Source organism: Sphaerochaeta sp. UBA5836 (genome assembly GCF_002432845.1).
Classification (GTDB): domain Bacteria; phylum Spirochaetota; class Spirochaetia; order Sphaerochaetales; family Sphaerochaetaceae; genus Sphaerochaeta.
Window position 1 is genome coordinate 1 of record NZ_DJGW01000068.1, and the last position, 16,466, is coordinate 16,466.

Annotated in this window: 14 protein-coding genes; 7 read left to right on the forward strand and 7 right to left on the reverse strand. The window is 52.4% G+C overall.

All coding sequences use genetic code 11. The features are described 5' to 3' along the window. Nucleotides 1–88 precede the first annotated feature (88 nt). The 3 genes from B3F49_RS05210 (at nt 89) to icd (ending at nt 4,504) form a co-directional block, all read left to right on the forward strand. The gene (locus tag B3F49_RS05210; protein ID WP_293891999.1) at nt 89–1,276 is read left to right on the forward strand and encodes an MFS transporter; all 1,188 of its coding nucleotides are present in this window, start codon (nt 89–91) and stop codon (nt 1,274–1,276) included. A gap of 61 nt (nt 1,277–1,337) precedes the next feature. Beyond that, nucleotides 1,338–3,275: an aconitate hydratase gene (locus B3F49_RS05215; RefSeq protein ID WP_293909487.1), complete on the forward strand. Its 1,938-nt coding sequence runs from the start codon at nt 1,338–1,340 to the stop codon at nt 3,273–3,275. Beyond that, nucleotides 3,275–4,504: an NADP-dependent isocitrate dehydrogenase gene (gene icd, locus B3F49_RS05220; protein ID WP_293909490.1), complete on the forward strand. Its 1,230-nt coding sequence runs from the start codon at nt 3,275–3,277 to the stop codon at nt 4,502–4,504. The genes B3F49_RS05215 and icd overlap by 1 nt, the downstream gene beginning before the upstream one ends. Here icd and B3F49_RS05225 read toward each other — a convergent pair. Beyond that, nucleotides 4,496–5,161: an HAD family hydrolase gene (locus tag B3F49_RS05225; protein WP_293892008.1), complete on the reverse strand. Its 666-nt coding sequence runs from the start codon at nt 5,159–5,161 to the stop codon at nt 4,496–4,498. The two genes, icd and B3F49_RS05225, sit on opposite strands and share 9 nt — an antisense overlap. Beyond that, nucleotides 5,148–6,443, reverse strand: coding sequence for a citrate synthase (locus tag B3F49_RS05230; RefSeq protein ID WP_293892011.1), 1,296 nt, complete (start codon nt 6,441–6,443; stop codon nt 5,148–5,150). The genes B3F49_RS05225 and B3F49_RS05230 overlap by 14 nt, the downstream gene beginning before the upstream one ends. Nucleotides 6,444–6,617: 174 nt before the next feature. Between B3F49_RS05230 and B3F49_RS05235 the strand changes: the two genes are divergently transcribed. Next, a complete protein-coding gene (locus B3F49_RS05235; RefSeq protein WP_293892014.1) occupies nt 6,618–6,944 on the forward strand; it encodes an ArsR/SmtB family transcription factor in 327 nt (108 codons plus the stop codon). 15 nt (nt 6,945–6,959) lie between these two features. Here the strand turns inward: B3F49_RS05235 and B3F49_RS05240 are convergent, their stop codons facing one another. Together B3F49_RS05240 and B3F49_RS05245 are read right to left on the reverse strand one after the other, a co-directional pair. Further along, nucleotides 6,960–7,430, reverse strand: coding sequence for a nucleoside deaminase (locus tag B3F49_RS05240; RefSeq protein ID WP_293892016.1), 471 nt, complete (start codon nt 7,428–7,430; stop codon nt 6,960–6,962). A gap of 82 nt (nt 7,431–7,512) precedes the next feature. Then, nucleotides 7,513–8,736: an argininosuccinate synthase gene (locus B3F49_RS05245; protein WP_293892019.1), complete on the reverse strand. Its 1,224-nt coding sequence runs from the start codon at nt 8,734–8,736 to the stop codon at nt 7,513–7,515. 218 nt (nt 8,737–8,954) lie between these two features. Between B3F49_RS05245 and B3F49_RS05250 the strand changes: the two genes are divergently transcribed. Both B3F49_RS05250 and B3F49_RS05255 read left to right on the forward strand, forming a co-directional pair. After that, a complete protein-coding gene (locus B3F49_RS05250) occupies nt 8,955–9,695 on the forward strand; it encodes an ABC transporter ATP-binding protein (protein ID WP_293892022.1) in 741 nt (246 codons plus the stop codon). After that, nucleotides 9,692–11,347, forward strand: a complete 1,656-nt coding sequence (locus tag B3F49_RS05255) for a hypothetical protein (RefSeq protein ID WP_293892025.1) — start codon at nt 9,692–9,694, stop codon at nt 11,345–11,347. The genes B3F49_RS05250 and B3F49_RS05255 overlap by 4 nt, the downstream gene beginning before the upstream one ends. Here B3F49_RS05255 and B3F49_RS05260 read toward each other — a convergent pair. The 3 genes from B3F49_RS05260 to hflK all read right to left on the reverse strand — a co-directional run bounded on the left by B3F49_RS05260 (nt 11,329) and on the right by hflK (nt 14,062). Beyond that, complete coding sequence (locus B3F49_RS05260) at nt 11,329–12,000, reverse strand: haloacid dehalogenase-like hydrolase (RefSeq protein WP_293892028.1); 672 nt, start codon at nt 11,998–12,000, stop codon at nt 11,329–11,331. The two genes, B3F49_RS05255 and B3F49_RS05260, sit on opposite strands and share 19 nt — an antisense overlap. 77 nt (nt 12,001–12,077) lie before the next feature. Next, the gene (gene hflC, locus B3F49_RS05265) at nt 12,078–13,082 is read right to left on the reverse strand and encodes a protease modulator HflC (RefSeq protein WP_293892031.1); all 1,005 of its coding nucleotides are present in this window, start codon (nt 13,080–13,082) and stop codon (nt 12,078–12,080) included. Continuing rightward, nucleotides 13,079–14,062 carry an FtsH protease activity modulator HflK gene (gene hflK / locus B3F49_RS05270; RefSeq protein WP_293892034.1) on the reverse strand — a complete coding sequence of 328 codons (984 nt, stop codon included), beginning with the start codon at nt 14,060–14,062 and terminating at the stop codon, nt 13,079–13,081. Before hflK ends, hflC begins: the two co-directional genes overlap by 4 nt. A 131-nt stretch (nt 14,063–14,193) precedes the next feature. Between hflK and metG the strand changes: the two genes are divergently transcribed. Then, nucleotides 14,194–16,413 carry a methionine--tRNA ligase gene (gene metG, locus B3F49_RS05275; RefSeq protein WP_293892037.1) on the forward strand — a complete coding sequence of 740 codons (2,220 nt, stop codon included), beginning with the start codon at nt 14,194–14,196 and terminating at the stop codon, nt 16,411–16,413. Nucleotides 16,414–16,466: the final 53 nt, after the last annotated feature.

Consider the following 16,466-nt stretch of genomic DNA (forward strand, 5'->3'; position numbering starts at 1 on the left):
GTTCATACCCTACAGTAGCCTTTTTTCCCTGCTTGCGCAAGAATCACTGTTCGCTATACAGTGCACGCATCACCATCTGGAGCCAAGCATGTATTTTTCACCGCAAAAAACAGACACGATCCAATTCTGGGTCCTGAACATCGCATCCTTCCTTGCACAGCTGACCATTGCCATGGTCAACCTCGCCCTCGTGTACCACCTCAGACAGGTGTTTTCCCTCGGTGCCGACGGTATAGGGCTGGCCGCTTCCATCAGTCCCGCCACCTATCTGATCTTCTGCATCCTCCTTGCCCCATATACCATCCACTTCCGACCACGCCATCTGGTCCAGCTTTCTCTTGCAGGGATGGCTGTTGCCGTATTCCTCTTTGTCACTACGAAATCGTTGCCGGTAGCCTATCTCGCCCTCGCACTCTATGGAGGCTTCATGAGCCTGCTGTGGCCGCAGATCGAAGGATGGTTTTCCCGGGGAAAGGAGGGAGCAAGCCTGAACCGGGTGGCGAATGCCTTCAATTTCTCCTGGTCGTTCGGTGTCGGCATAAGCTCCTATATAGCAGGGCTTCTGGTTGAGGTGTCCACCGTGATGCCGTTCTATGTCTCGGTGCTGTTGTTCGCATGTGTCTTTCTCATTATTTTCATCAGCAGTGCATTGGTTCCCGGTATTCGTGCCGTACAGAGCGAGCACTTGGAGAACAATGCCAACGAGAAGGTTGATCAGAGCACTCCGCTCAGATTCTATGCATGGACCGGCATCATGGCTCTGTACAGCGGCATGAGCATCATCCTTACCATTTTCCCCCTCTATGCCCAGGATGAGCTGAAAATCAGTGAAAGTGAAACTGGATTGTTGCTTCTCATCCGCGGGGTGGCGACCTGTCTCTCCTTTCTTGCTCTTGGAAGGCTTGAGTTCTGGCACTTCAAGAAACGCTACATTTTTCTGGTCCAGATTCTCTTTGCCTTGTCCTGCCTCCTGGCAACCGGTTTCACCAAGCCACTTTCCTATGCCTTCTTCTTTTTGGTCTTCGGCTTTCTCTTTGCCTTCGCCTACGACCAGAGCATGTTCCATGGGGCGAGCGGCAGCATCAACCGCTCCCAGCGGATGATCATCCATGAAGTGCTGCTGACCATCGGAACCATCATGGGAGCTGTCGGGGGAGGGTATATCTACGAGAAACTCTCCTTTTCACGGCTGCTTTTCATTGTTGCCCTCGCGGCCCTGGTGCTGGTTGGCATCGAGATGGCGGTTGCAGCAGTGTGGCAGCGAAGGAAGCAATAGGTTTTACACAGACCCGTTGATTCGTATACAATAGCCTTATCATCTGAACAAGGAGTTGGGTATGGGCAAGACGCTGACGGAAAAGATTCTGTTTTCACACCTGAAGGAAGGAACGCTTGAGGCAGGGAAACCAATCGGCATCCTTATCGATCAGACACTGACCCAGGATGCTACAGGGACCATGGCCTATCTCCAATTCGAAGCTATGGGACTGAACCGGGTGCAGAACGAGCTGGCAGTGAGCTATGTCGACCACAACACCATCCAAGTCGGCTTTGAAAATGCCGACGACCATCGCTATCTGCAAACCGTTGCAGCAGCCAAGGGAGTCATTTTCTCCCGGCCGGGCAATGGCATCTGCCATCAAGTGCATCTCGAGCGCTTCGGAAAGCCCGGCAAGACCCTGCTGGGAAGCGACAGCCACACTCCAACCGGAGGCGGCATTGGCATGATCGCCATCGGAGCCGGAGGGCTCGATGTTGCAGTCGCAATGGCAGGAGGAGCCTTCCATCTCATCAGCCCGAAGGTCATCGAAATCAGGCTCACCGGCAAGCTGCGCCCCTGGGTTGCTGCAAAGGATGTGATCCTTACCGTTCTTGAACGATACGGGGTGAAAGGCAATGTGAATTGCATTTTCGAATATACCGGCGACGGGGTTGCCACCCTTGAGGTTCCCGAGCGTTCCACCATCTGCAATATGGGTGCAGAGTGCGGGGTTACCACCAGTATTTTCCCATCCGATGAGAAGACACGTTTCTTCCTCAAAGCCCAGGGCAGGGAGAAGGATTGGGTTGCCTTGTCCGCTGATGATGATGCCGTCTATGACGGGCTTTTTGAGATTGACCTGTCAAAGCTCGAACCGAAAATGGCGTGTCCGCACTCACCGGGAAATATCGAAAACGTCTCGAAGCTTGCAGGCAAGCGGGTGGACCAGGTGCTCATCGGGTCTTGCACAAATTCCAGCTATGCAGATATGAAAAAAGTTGCCGACATTCTGGACGGGCACACGGTTGCCGACCATGTGAGCCTGGGAATAGCCCCCGGCAGCCGTGAGGTCTTCTTGATGCTCAGCAAGGACGGCTCTCTTACCAAGTTCATCCAAAGCGGTGCACGCATCCTGGAAAGCGCCTGTGGCTTTTGCATCGGCAACCACCAGAGTCCGGGAACCGATGGGGTGAGCCTGAGGACGAGCAACCGAAATTTTGAAGGCCGGAGCGGAACAAAAAGCGGACAAGTCTATCTGGTCAGCCCGGAAACGGCAGCCTTGGCTGCCATCACCGGGGTCTTTACCGATCCGCTTTCCGATCATGGAATAAAATACCCCGAGGTTGTTCATCCGACGCAGTTCCTCCTGGATGACTCCATGTTCATATTCCCTCCAAAAGACGGTTCGAACGTCCAGATTTTCCGAGGGCCCAATATCGGCGATCCTCCCAAAAATACCGCCCTGAAGGATGATTTGGAGGGGTATGTCACCATCAAGGTGGGAGATAAGATCACCACCGACCACATCATGCCGGCAGGAAGCCGCCTGAAGTATCGTTCGAATATCCCGGTGTATTCCAAATACGTCTTTGAACCGATCGACGAGCATTTCAGCCAACGATGCATCGAGAATCAGGATCGGGGCAAAGACAACTTCATTGTAGCCGGTGCATCCTATGGACAGGGCTCCAGCCGAGAGCATGCCGCCATCTGCCCGATGTACCTCGGGGTGAAGGCCGTCATCGCCGTCTCCATCGAGCGCATCCACCAAAACAACCTCTGCAATTTCGGCATCATCCCGCTGACCTTCGTGAACGAGGATGATTATGCAAAGTTCGAAGCAAACGATGAACTGTTGTTGGAGAATGTGAAGGAACAGATCAAAGGACGTGAAGTGGTGCTCAAGAACAAGACAAAGAGCACCGAAATCGTCCTTCGATGCGATATCACCGACGAACAGCGCAGCATGCTCATCAGCGGCGGCTTGCTGAACATCCTCAAGGAGAGAAACTGATGAATACAGCAATCAGCATTGAGAACGGCAGGCTTGCAGTACCCGATCAGGTAACCATCCCTTTCATCGAAGGGGATGGCGTAGGGCCCGAGATTACAGCTGTAATGAAAGCTGTAGTCGCCCATGCGGTGCAGAAGGCGTACCAAGGAAGGCGATCGATACACTTTCTTGAGGTGTTGGCCGGCCAGAAAGCCATGGACAGATTAGGCTCCTATCTGCCCGACGAAACCTTGGAAGCGGTCGATACCTACAAAGTTGCCATCAAGGGACCGCTGACTACTCCGGTAGGAAAGGGCGTCAGGTCGTTGAATGTGGCACTGCGCCAGAGCTTGGACCTCTATGTCTGCCTCAGGCCTATTGAGTATTTTGCCGGTGTTCCCTCACCCGTAAAACATCCAGAGAAAGTCGACATGGTTGTGTTTCGGGAGAATACCGAGGACATCTATGCGGGCATCGAGTGGGAGGCCGGGAGCAGTGATGTCCAAAAGGTCTTGGATTTCCTCTCCACCGAAATGGGAGTGAAGAAGATACGCTTTCCCCAAAGCAGCGCCCTGGGTATAAAGCCGGTGAGCCGCGAGGGCAGTGAACGCTTGATCAGGGCCGCCATCTCCTATGCTTTGGAGCACAAGCGACGCAGTGTAACCTTGGTGCACAAGGGCAACATCATGAAGTTTACCGAAGGCGGCTTCAATGCTTGGGGCTATGAGCTTGCCAAGCGGGAGTTCGGGGCCCGGCTGGATGAGAAAAAGCGTGTTTTCATCCCCCGCAAGGATTGTGAACCTCTTTATATCCAGGATTGCATCTGCGATGCCTTCTTGCAGAACATTTTGCTCAAGCCTGAGGCATACGACGTGATAGCGACGCTGAATCTCAACGGCGATTATGTCTCCGATGCCTTGGCAGCCGAAGTCGGTGGTATCGGAATCGCACCGGGAGCAAACATCAATTACCAGACTGGCTATGCAATTTTTGAAGCCACCCACGGGACGGCTCCCGATATTGCGGGCAAGGATATGGTGAATCCGCTTTCCCTGGTTCTGTCGGCGGTGATGATGCTCCAGTATCTGGGATGGGATGAAGCTGCTGCCATAATCAGTAGTGCCGTAGGCAAGGCAATCGCCAAGGGCAGTGTCACCTCGGATTTTTATCAGGCGATGATCAAGGAAGGGCGGGCAGCCAATCTCGTCGGGACGCAGGCTTTCGGCCAAGAACTGGTTGCCTTACTGTAGGGGATAGTAGGAAAAGTCTTCAAGCAGGCCATGGACACCGTCCATGGCCTGTAGTGTGTCCCGGTCGCTTCCCGGGCTTGCCACCGCCCAGATGCTCCCAATACCTGCACCCTTGGCTGAAAGAATGCCGGCTCTTGTGTCCTCGAACACGGTACACAAGGCAGGTTCAATGCCCAGGGCTCTGCAAGCATCGAGATAGATATCCGGCTCGGGTTTTCCTTTGCGCACTCCGTCGTCGTAGATGATCAAGTCCTCGTCGATGATATCGCACAGGCCGAACCAAAGCTTGTAGCGTTCTATGTTGGACTTGCCTGCACTGGTGGCAATGGCCATGGGAACCCCAAGCGCCTTGGCCCTGGCTGCCAAACCCAAGAAGCCCGGAGCAAGGTGAAGCGGCTGATTGTCCATGCAGATGTGTTGATAGATCAGCTCTTTCTCTTCACTCAGCCTTTCCAATTCCGCTGTACCGGGCAGATACCCCGACAGGTACGTGATGGTCTCGGCATTGGTTCGACCATTGAGGTAGTGGCTTTCCTCAAGGGATAATGGTTTTTTCCGGTACTGCATTGAAACGCTGTTCCAGGCTTGTCGATGATACTCGGAATCCCAGAACAGCGTACCATTGAAATCGAAAATCAAGGCATTATCGGTCCTCAAGCGGTACCACCTTGCGCACATGGGGGCCGGAGTAGACTTGTCTGGGCCTGCCGATTTTCTGATACGGATCATGTCTCCATTCAAGCCAGTGGGCGATCCAGCCGGGAAGCCTGCCCATGGCAAACAGCACGGTGAACATCGATTCGGGAATTCCCATGGCGTGGAAAATGATGCCGGTATAGAAGTCTACATTGGGATAGAGATTGCGTTCAATGAAATACGGGTCCTTCAAGGCCGCCTGCTCAAGTTCGATTGCAATCTGCAGCAGGGGATCGGTCTGGCTGTCGGCTCCCAATATCTGCTGGCATAAGTTCTTAGCAATCTTTGCCCGGGGGTCGTAGGTCTTGTACACCCTGTGTCCGAATCCATACAACAGGAAGGGTGTCTCCTTGCTCTTTGCCATCTCAATGACTTTTTCAATGCTCAAGCCCTCGGTGTAAATCTGATTGAGCATCTGCATGACGGCTTGGTTTGCTCCCCCGTGTTTACTGCCCCACAAGGCGCAACAGCCGGCTGCCACCGAGGCGTACAGGTTTGCTTCACTGCTTGCCACAAGGCGTACTGCACTGGTGGAGCAGTTCTGTTCATGGTCGGCATGGAGAATCAAAAGGATGTTCAGGGCTTTTACATGTAAAGGATCGGGAACATAGGCATTGACAGGCGTGTGAAACAGCATATTGAGGAAGTTTTCACAATAGGAGAACTTGTAGGAAGGATCGACGAAATCGAGACCGTTCATCTGACGATAACTGAATGCTGCGATGGTTCTCATTTTTGAAAGCAGCCGGCTGACGGTGAGGTCGACGTTTTCTTCAGGATCGGCATCCTCAAGTTCGGGATAGAAAGCCGAAAGTGAAGCGACCATGGCCGAGAGAATCGACATGGGATGCGCCTCCTGCGGATAATCTCGGAAGAAGTTGCGCATATCCACATGCAGCAGGGAGTGGCGGTTGAGCATTTCCGCATAGGTATGCCGTTGGGCGAGGGTGGGAAGCTCGCCTTTGATGAGCAGGTACGCAACCTCGACGAAATCGCAATGCTCCACAAGGTCCTCGATATCGTAGCCGCGATAGCGAAGGATGCCCTGTTCTCCATCCACAAAGCAGATGGAGCTCATGCAGGATCCAGTGTTCACAAAACCGGGGTCATAGGTTATGAACCCGGTCTGCTTGCGCAGGGAGGTGATATCAATCGATTTTCCTCCCATATTGTCCGTGATGACGGTGAGGTCCACTTCCTTGTCGCCAAGTACAAGCTTGGCAGCTTCTTTCTGAATATCCATATACCTGCCTCCTTAAGGGGGTCTGTTGCTTATAGTTTCGAAAATCAGGGAGATTTTTCGGCTTACGGTCACGGACGATGTGTCAAAAATGTACCGTATATTCCCGGTTTTGGAAATACAGCGGCCATGAAACCTTTACTTTTCATTTCTGCTTGCTCACTCTATACTGGTTGCATGCATACTACAGACAATTCAACAAATGAGATAGTTCTCCCCTTGGAAGAGGAAATCGTGGACATAGCCGATTTCTTCAAAGTCTTCGGCGATCCCACCCGCCTGAAAATCCTCTTCCTCCTCGAACAGGGTGAGCGGGGGGTGAATGCCATCAGCGAGGAGCTCGGGATGCAGCAAAGCACCATCAGTCAGCAATTGAAGTTGCTGAGGGCTTGCCGTTTGGTGCGGTTCCGCAAAGACGGGCGCAATGTCTTGTACCGACTGAACGATGAACATATCCATGACATCCTGGCTTTGGGCATCGAACACTATCAGGAACTGCAGTAGAGGGCAGCCTTCGGATCAATAGAGTTCTTTCTCCAGGGCGGCATACTCTTCAAAGAGGGGAAGGCAGGCTTGTCGATTGCTTGGATGCAGCGCAAGGACGGAAGCATCACTGCATCCTGCTTTGATGTACCGATAGATGAAATCATCGCGGAATCCGATGGCTTGGGCGTCCTGCGGGGTGCATCCATAATACACTTCCTTGATGTTCGCCCAAATGCAGGCTGACAGGCACATGGGGCAGGGGTAACAGGTGGTATAGAGTATGCAACCGCTCAGGTCGTGGGTTCCTTTCTTCTTGCAGGCCTGCCTGATTACATTCACCTCGGCATGGGCCGTAGGATCGTTGCTGCCCAAAACCGTGTTGGAGTCAACAAACACTTCGCCCAGATGATCCACCAACAAGGCGCCAAAGGGCCCTCCCAGGTTTTGATGCATCGTCTCACGTGCTTTCTCTACTGCTTGCACCAAGTATGCCCTGTCATCCATGACTACTCCTCACCATCCTATTGTAGCATGCAAAAATTCAGTCGGTCCAGGAAAGCCGCCTCCATCGGAGGCGGCCCGCTGCTTACTGTGCATCCCGTTTGGCGCTTGCCATAAGCCTGATGGCGTTGATGTTGATGAATCCCTTGCAATCCACCGGCTGGTACCCTCCTGCCTTGTCCATGGACCCGAGCGCCTCATTGTAGAGGGAGACAGGGCTTGAGACCCCGGCGAAAATGACATTGCCTTTGTAGAGAACAACCTTGCTGGTGCCGGTGACGTTCTTCTGGCTCTGTTCGAAGGCGGCAGTGAGCATCTCAAACTCCGGGGCCCCCCAATAGCCGTTGTAAATAAGCTCGGCGTACTTGGGCATCAGCGAATCACGCAGGTGCATCACTTCCTTGTCCATGGTGATGCCCTCCAGGTTGTGGTGTGCCTTCCAAAGGATCTCACAGCCCGGTGTCTCGTATACGCCACGGCTCTTGATGCCGATATAGCGGTTCTCCACCATATCCACCCGGCCTATGGCATTATCGTGGCCGAGCTTGTTCAGATACAGAATCATCTGCAGCGGATCGGTGACACATGTGTGATCCTCTTCATCGGATACAGAGACGGGAATGCCGTCCTTGAACTCGATCTTCAGCAGGGTTTCCTTGTCGGCAGCCTTTTGGGGGCTGAGTGTCAGGCTGAATACGTCCTCTTCGCACCGCTTTGAGGGATCTTCCAGAATACCTGCCTCATGACTGATATGGATCAGGTTCTCATCCTCGCTGTACGGCTTCTTGGTCGATGCCTTGATGGGAATGCCATACTTTTGGGCATAGGCGATCATATCGCTTCTTCCCTCGAACTGGGAAAGCCATTCGGGATCCTTCCAGGGGCTGATTATTTTCACTTCAGGCATGTTCATGTAGTAGCCGAACTCAAAACGAACTTGGTCGTTTCCCTTTCCGGTTGCCCCGTGTGCCACATAGACGGTGCCTTCCTTGCGGGCGATTTCAATCTGGCGCTTGGCGATGATCGGCCTGGCCAGCGAGGTTCCCAGCATATAGGTGCCTTCATAGATGGTATTTGCCTTCAATGCAGGGAATATGTAATCGGTTACCAGAGCCTTGCGCAGGTCCTCAACATAGACTTTGGATGCACCGGTAGCCAATGCTTTTTTCTCGATGGCGGCAAAATCCTCGTTCTGTCCGACGTTCGCAACATAGGCGATGACATCGAAGCCCTTGTTGGCCAGCCACTTGAGGATTACGGAGGTATCGAGTCCTCCGCTATACGCAAGAATGATTTTTTCCTTGTTCATGCTATTTCTCCCTGCTCGGTAAGTTCAATCTGGAAGCAGTGTAGTAAAGAGTACCAAGAATGACAAGAGGTTTTTGCATAAATATTCTATATAATCAAGGAATATGCAGAAAAAACAAAATAACAGGGAATAATGATGAATGAATATTCATAAAAACTAATTCGAAAAATATCGAAATAGAACTTGTCAAATGTACGGTTCCCTTCTATACTGCACTCATGTTGGAATGCAAAAATCTCTATAAACGATATGGCAATCAGAAGAAGAATGCAGTGGATAATCTCTCTCTTTGTGTTGAAAGCGGGCAGATTTTCGGTTTTCTCGGTCCGAATGGGGCAGGGAAAAGCACTACGATCAAAATGTTGGTCGGACTTTTGAAACCCGACCAGGGGACGATCCTCTTTGACGGGAAAAACAGCGGCAGCGATGCCCTCGCGTACAAGCAGGATATCGGTTATGTTCCCGACGAGCCGGTCTTCTATGAGCGGATGACTGCCTTGGAACACCTTGCGTTCATAGCGGACATCTATGAGATTGATCGGCATGAACGAAAAAACCGCATCGACGAACTGGCAAAGAGGCTGCTGCTCTCCGATGTACTTTCCGATCAGATTTCCAGTTACTCACACGGCATGAAGCAAAAGCTTTCGGTTATCGCCGCCTTGCTGCCTTCTCCCAAGCTTCTTATCCTGGATGAACCGATGGTAGGCCTCGATCCGAAAGCCTCGTTCATTCTCAAGCAGTTGCTCAAGGAGTATGCAAAGGCGGGCAACACCGTGTTTTTTTCCACTCACGTGTTGGAGGTTGCCCAGCAACTCTGCGATACGCTGGGAATCATCAAGGAGGGAAAGCTGCTATACAGCGGGAGCTTCGAGCAGCTGCAGGCAAACAAGGGGGAGGGGACCGAGAACTTGGAGCAACTCTTCCTGGAGTTGACCGAAGAAGGAACACCCTCATGAACTGGAAAACCATACGCTTGTTGGTACAAGCATATTGGCTTGGAAACAAGCCCATCACCAGCGCCCTCGAGCGGTTGAGTTTTAAAAGAAAAGGCAGCAGGTCCCCTCTGCTCACGGCTTTGATAGCTTTGATGCTCATAATCATGTTCATCTACTTCTCGTTGCTCCTTGGCCTGAACTACTATAGTTACCAGACGCTGGGCATATTGGTTGAAGAGCCGCTTTTGGGGTTGTTTGTCGCATCCGCCTTATCCTTCATTGTTTTGCTGTTGTTCAGCTTCACCTCCATCCATGATTTTCTCTATACCGCAAAGGACATCCTTTTGGTGCGAACCCTGAAGGTGGGGGATGCCTCCACCGCAATAAGCCGCTTGATTCTTCTCTATCTGCATTATGCACCGCTCTACTGGTTTTTAACCCTTCCTGCACTGGTGGTGGGCGTATTCATCCAGGGCTTCTCCCTATACTACGTACTTGCTTCTCTTCCCTATCTGCTTCTCGGCCCGATGCTTCCGCTCTGCTGCTCGGTTCTCTTTGCAATCGCAATCATCCGTGCAAGCAGAGGCAAGCGATTCCGGTTTCTTGAAGAGACGGCCCCCATGGTCTTGATGGTCCTTTTCATCGTGGGCCTCAGTGCCGCTTTTACCAGAAATCTCGGCCAGGACTCCCTGCTGGACTTTCAATACGAGTCCATGATGGTCACCTTGGCTCCGATTCTAAAAACCCTGCAGAAGCAATTGCCGCTGTTCAGCTTGCAGGCAGCACAGCTATTTTCAGGCTCCTCGGTATTGTTGGTGACCGCCATCAACGGAGCTGTGCTGCTGGTGACCTGCTTGGTGGTGGTCCGCACCTATCAGACAAATCTCTCGAAACTATTGAGCAACCAAAGTACGCGCAGCCGCCGTCGAAAGGAAATTGCATTCAAGGCGAACAGCCAGATGGCCGCATTGTTCAAACGGGAACTGGTAGTCATCAGGTCGAATTCCAGCTTTCTTTTCGAACTCGTGGGAGAACTTTTCATCCCTGTCATCCTGATACTCGTCTATATGCTGACCGGGGTGATGGATGAGATGGCTGGTATGGCCGAGGTCCTTACAGCTTTTCCTTTTTTTGAGCAGTTGGTGTTTTTGACCATGCTGTTGGTGGCCAATCTTGGAATGCTCAGCTCCACAAGCGTCTCCAGACAGGGCCGGATGTTCGTTTTTGACCGACTCTATCCTGTACCGGCAAGTGTATACGTACAGGCAAAGCTGCTCTTTCACTTCTGTCTGGTGGGAATTCCGAATCTGATATACCTGAGCCTGTCCCTCTCGTTTTTCAAGGTGAGCCTGTTTCACCTTGTTTGGATGGCTCCGCTCTCCCTCTGCTTGATCCTTTTGGCCGCTACACTGCATCTTTGCATCGATTACCATAATCCAAAGCTCGATTGGACTTTGGCGCAGCAGGCTATGAAGAGCAACACCAACGGCTTGATCGGGCTGGGACTCTCCTTTGTCTTGGAAGTGGTGGCGGCGGGTTTCTTGATTCTCCCTGTCCTGCTCGATCTTCCGTTCATCTATTTTGCGGCAATCCTGTTTGTGCTTGCCCTCTTCGTGTTGCGCCATGCCTATCGGCTTGCCGTCAACTTGGCCGATCAAGCACTCTCAAGGTAGACCAAAAGTCGTGCACAGATGGATTCAAGGCTGTAGTGGGTCTCAAAGGGGTAAGCCCGATTGTTCTGGTTCCAATCGATGATCAGGCCCAAATCCGATGCTTGCAGCATGGGCCTATCGGTGGGCCCGTCCCCTACAGCCACGATTATCCGGTACAGAGGCCTCAGGTGCGTCAAGGCTTCAGCCTTTGCCTCCGGCGTATCGATATCTACAACCATATGGGTCCTTCCCATCTCATCCCAGACCAAGCGCTTGCCTCGAATAAGGAAAAAGTGCTCACGAAGGCCGATGTGCTGCAGGAAGGACTCGACGAGGTTCTCCGTCCCGCAGGTCAATATGGCAAGGTCTGCCCTGCATCTGAGTGCGGCCAATGCCTTGATGTCCTCTTCGCTGAGAAACAAGGAAAGGTCGCGGGCTACCTCATCGATCATCGAAGGTGTTGCTGTTCGTACCAGATGCGCATATCGCTTGTGGAATGCATCATCAATGAGCCTGCCTGCTTGGTCTTGAGCGATAAAGCGTTTTGCCCTCTGCCTGAAGAGTGTGCCCTTCGAGGCTGCAACCCTTCGGATCAGGCGCTGCTCGCTGTCGTAGGGTGCGATGGGGTAGAGGGTTCCATCAAAGTCGAAGATGATGCACGCTCGCTCTCTCATGAGCGAGAGTGTAGCAGGAGGGCATAAAAAGAGGAAGGGGTATTCTCCCTTCCTCCAAATACTGCGAATACCAGGGGCTACTGAGACTCTTTCCCATAGAGAATATCGAAATACTGCATATCCGTGCTCAGGATCTTGTTGAGTGCCGGAATGGTCTTTCGATAGGACTCCAAGGTTCTCCACAGCTCGAAGAACTCAGGATCGGCTTCATAGGCCTCTGCATAAATCTCTGCTGCACGCGCATCTGCGATACCCTTGATTGTCTCACTGGTCGCATACGCGGCGGAAAGAATCTGGCGTTGTTCGCTCTCGGTCTTACCCTGCCACTGGGCGAGCTGGCCGCGTCCATAGGAGCGGTATGCCTCGGCGATCTGATTTCGTTCCTTGATCATCCTCTGGTATACACTCTCGGTCAAGTCGTCGCTGTATCGGATCTGGCGGACAACAATGTCAATCAGCTCAATGCCAAAGCCATCGGTGAACGGCTTGGCCTGATTGAACATCATCGTTGACAATCCATCACGGCCGATGGAGATGGTCTCCTGCCTCGACTGGGTGACTGTCAGGTTTCTCAACGTTTCAGCATCCTCGTTGCTCTCCACATCCAAGCTTTGGACCTGTTCCTCGACTGTCATCGAGTTGATCTGGTTGGTGTTTCGCACTGCCTCGTTGAGGTAGTTCTCACTGATGATGGTACGAATCGAAGAGTCCAGGATGTCGTTGAGCCTGGAAATACCATTATTGACGGTGTTCACTGTCTCATAGTATTTTGCCGGGTCGGAGATTCTCCAACGGGCCGTGGTATCGACCCAGATGAACTGATTTTCCTTGGTGGGAATGCGCTGTGCGGCTCCATCCCAGCTGAGAATTTTCTTTGGGTAGATGATCACATTGTCGATGAGCGGCATCTTGAACTTCAGGCCTGACTCTTGCTCTGCGTTCACGATTTTCCCGAAGCGGGTGATAACCGACTGCTGGCCTTCATAGAGGATGTAGAAAGGCCCAAGCAGGATGAATATCACTACAAATACCACTACAACAACCAAGGTGGTGATAAGTTTCTTGTTGGTATTCGCCTTCATTTTGCACCTCCTTCAAGCATTTGGACCGGGAGGAAGTTGGCCAGGTTCTTATCAACCAAGGTCACCGAACCTTCGCCGGTTGGGTTGATGATCGACTCCATGGCTTCAATGTAGAGGCGGGTGCGAGTAATATCCTTGTTCTTCTCATACGCTTCACGAACGCTGTTGAAGCGCGCCACGTCACCGGTTGCCTGGTTGACACGCTCGCTTGCATAGCCTTCCGCCACCTGGATGATCTGGTTGGCTTCACCGCGGGCCGAAGGAATGATCTTATTGTAGTTCTGCTTGCCTTCGTTGATCAGGCGGTTCATGTCCTGGATTGCCTTGTTGACATCCTCAAAGGCATCCTGCACCTGACCCATCGGTGGTACGATGTTCTGCAGCTTTACGGTGACGACCCGCACTCCCAAGCCGAAGGTGTCAAACAATTTTTGCATGTTGTCTTGGGCTTCAACCTCGATGCGTGTCCGCTGACTGGTCATGACCGCGAGGATGGGAAGGTCTCCGACCAGTTTGTTCATGACGCTCTGGCTGATGTCGCGAATGGTGGTCTCCCTCGATTCGACGTTGAACATCCATTTTACCGGATCCTCAATCTTGTACTGGACGATCCACTGCACATCAATGATGTTCAAATCACCGGTAAGCATCAAGGACTCATTGGTGTAGTCCGTATTGCCAAAGAACGGGCTGGCATTGGTGGTTGTCCGATACCCGAAGGTCATGGTTTGCACGACCTGCGTAGGTACATTGTAGCTGGCTTCGATCCCCAGGGGAATCTTGGTCTGAAGGCCGGGACCTACGGTACGATTGTACTTGCCGAGGCGAAGCACAACCGCCTGTTCAGTCTGGTCGACGACAAAGAAACTGCTGAGAACCAACATGACGAGCACGATTGCGACAATAATCCAGATAACCAGCTTCGGGCTGATATTGTTCACTTTTCGCGCAGGCCTCGGTGGTTGCTGCATGGTATCCATAATAACTCCTGTTGGTGCCGTAGCACTCTACCAATGTACCCGCTCAGCTTGGTATCGTCAAGGTCGCAATCTTGGCGACAATGTCCGGTTTGCCATTGAAATAAACGCTTTTGAAGGCTATGATGTCCCCTATGAAAAAGAGACTCGTAACCAGCGCACTCCCCTATGTGAATAATATCCCGCATCTGGGCAACTTGACCCAAGTGCTCTCAGCGGATGTATTTGCCCGTTTCTGCCGCTCAAAAGGGTATGAAACCTTGTATATCTGCGGTACTGATGAGTACGGTACGGCCACCGAGACCCGCGCCTTGAAAGAAGGGGTGACCCCCCAGGAACTTTGCGATAGGTATCATGCAATTCACCGCGATATTTATGCATGGTTCACTATCGGCTTCGATTATTTCGGCAGAACGAGCACCCAGGAACAAAAGCGGATAGTCCAGGATATTTTTACCAAAGTGGATGAGGCCGGCTATATCAGCGAGCATGAGCTTGAGCAGCTGTATTGTCCCTCATGCCAGCGCTTCCTTGCCGACCGCTTCGTTGAAGGTACCTGCCCCCACTGTCATTTTGAAGGGGCCAGGGGAGACCAGTGCGACAGTTGCCAGACCCTGCTCGATCCGGTTGAATTGATCAACCCGCGCTGCGGCGTGTGCGGCACCCGCCCGGTTCCCAGGAAAACCAAGCACCTGTACATCGATCTTCCCAAAGCGCTTCCCCTTTTGGAGGGATGGATGGAGAAGGCGAGTAAAGAGGGTTTTTGGGCGAACAATGCCATCCAGGTCACCAAGTCATGGATTCGCGACGGCCTGAAGGAGCGCTGCATCACCCGCGACTTGAAGTGGGGCATCCCCGTTCCCAAACCCGGCTATGAGGACAAGGTTTTCTATGTCTGGTTCGATGCTCCCATCGGCTACGTCTCCATCACCGCCAGTGCAACGCAGGATTGGAAACGATGGTGGCAGGATCCCGAGAACACCGAGTTATTCCAGTTCATCGGCAAAGACAATATTCCCTTCCATACGGTGATTTTCCCCTCCTGCCAGCTGGCAACCGGCGAGAATTGGACCATGCTGCATCATATGAGCAGCACCGAATATCTGAACTACGAGGGAGGGAAGTTCAGCAAGAGCCATGGTATCGGCATATTCGGCAACGATGTGCAGGACACCGGCATCCCGGCTGATGTCTGGCGCTTCTATCTGTTTTATAATCGTCCAGAAAAGAGCGATGTCACCTTTACCTGGGCCGATTTCCAGGAGAAGGTAAACGGGGAGCTCATCGGCAATCTTTCGAACCTCGTCAACCGCACCCTCACGTTCGTCCAGCGGTTCTACCCCGATCCCTCCTCCTTGCTCGCTGCTTCCATTGATGAAGGATTATGGGAACAGGTCTTGGGCAAGGAAGCCGAAATCGACGGGCTTTTGGAGCGTGCTGAAGAGCGGGAAGGCCTGCGTCAGATATTCGCCCTCTCCTCGATCGGCAACAAGGCCTTCCAGGACGGCGAGCCTTGGAAGCTGAGAAGCAGCGATCCCGCCAAGGCCGAGCGCCTGCTCAAAACGTTGCTGTATCTCATCAGGGATTTGGGGATCATGGTTGAGCCGTACATGCCGACCACGAGCAGCCGTATTCTTGCTTTCCTGGGATCAGAGAAAGCCCGATGGACCGACTTGGGTAGCGTGGAAGGAATCGAGCATCTCAATCAACCTGAATTGCTGTTCACCAAACTGGAGGATGATCGGATTGAAAGCTTGAGAAATCGGTTCAGCGGTTCTCAGGAAGAGCGAAAATTGAAGGAACAAACCAGCAGGATGGAGAAGGAAATGGATCACACAGAAGACCAGGTCAGCCTGGCAGAGCAGTTCGCCAAGAGAGTCATTCTCAAGGTTGCCAAGATTACCAATGTTGAAAAGCACCCGCAGGGGGATAAGTTGTATATCCTCACCCTCGATATGAAGGAAGAGGAGAGCAGGACAATTGTCAGCTCGATTGTTCCTTACTACACGGCAGACCAGTTGCAAAACCAGCATATAGTGGTGGTCAGCAACCTCAAGCCTGCCAATTTCAGGGGTGTGAAGAGTTATGGAATGCTGCTTGCAGCCAGTGATCCCAAGGCCGAGGAGCACACCACCTGTGAGGTGTTGTTTGCACCACAGTTCGAAGTGGGTACCATGCTCACCCCTGAAGGTTTTGAGGCTCCGAAGGAGGCTCTGCCCTATGTGAAGGCCGACCATTTTTTCTCCATGCCCATCGTTACCGAGGCAGGAGTGGTGAAAATCGATGGCAAGCCGATCGGAAAGGATGGAGTGTATCTTACCTCCAAGCAGTATCTGGATGGTCCGGTAGGTTGATGGCCTAGAGGAATTTCATGGACTGTATGGGGGCCGTGGGGGCCCCCGTTGTT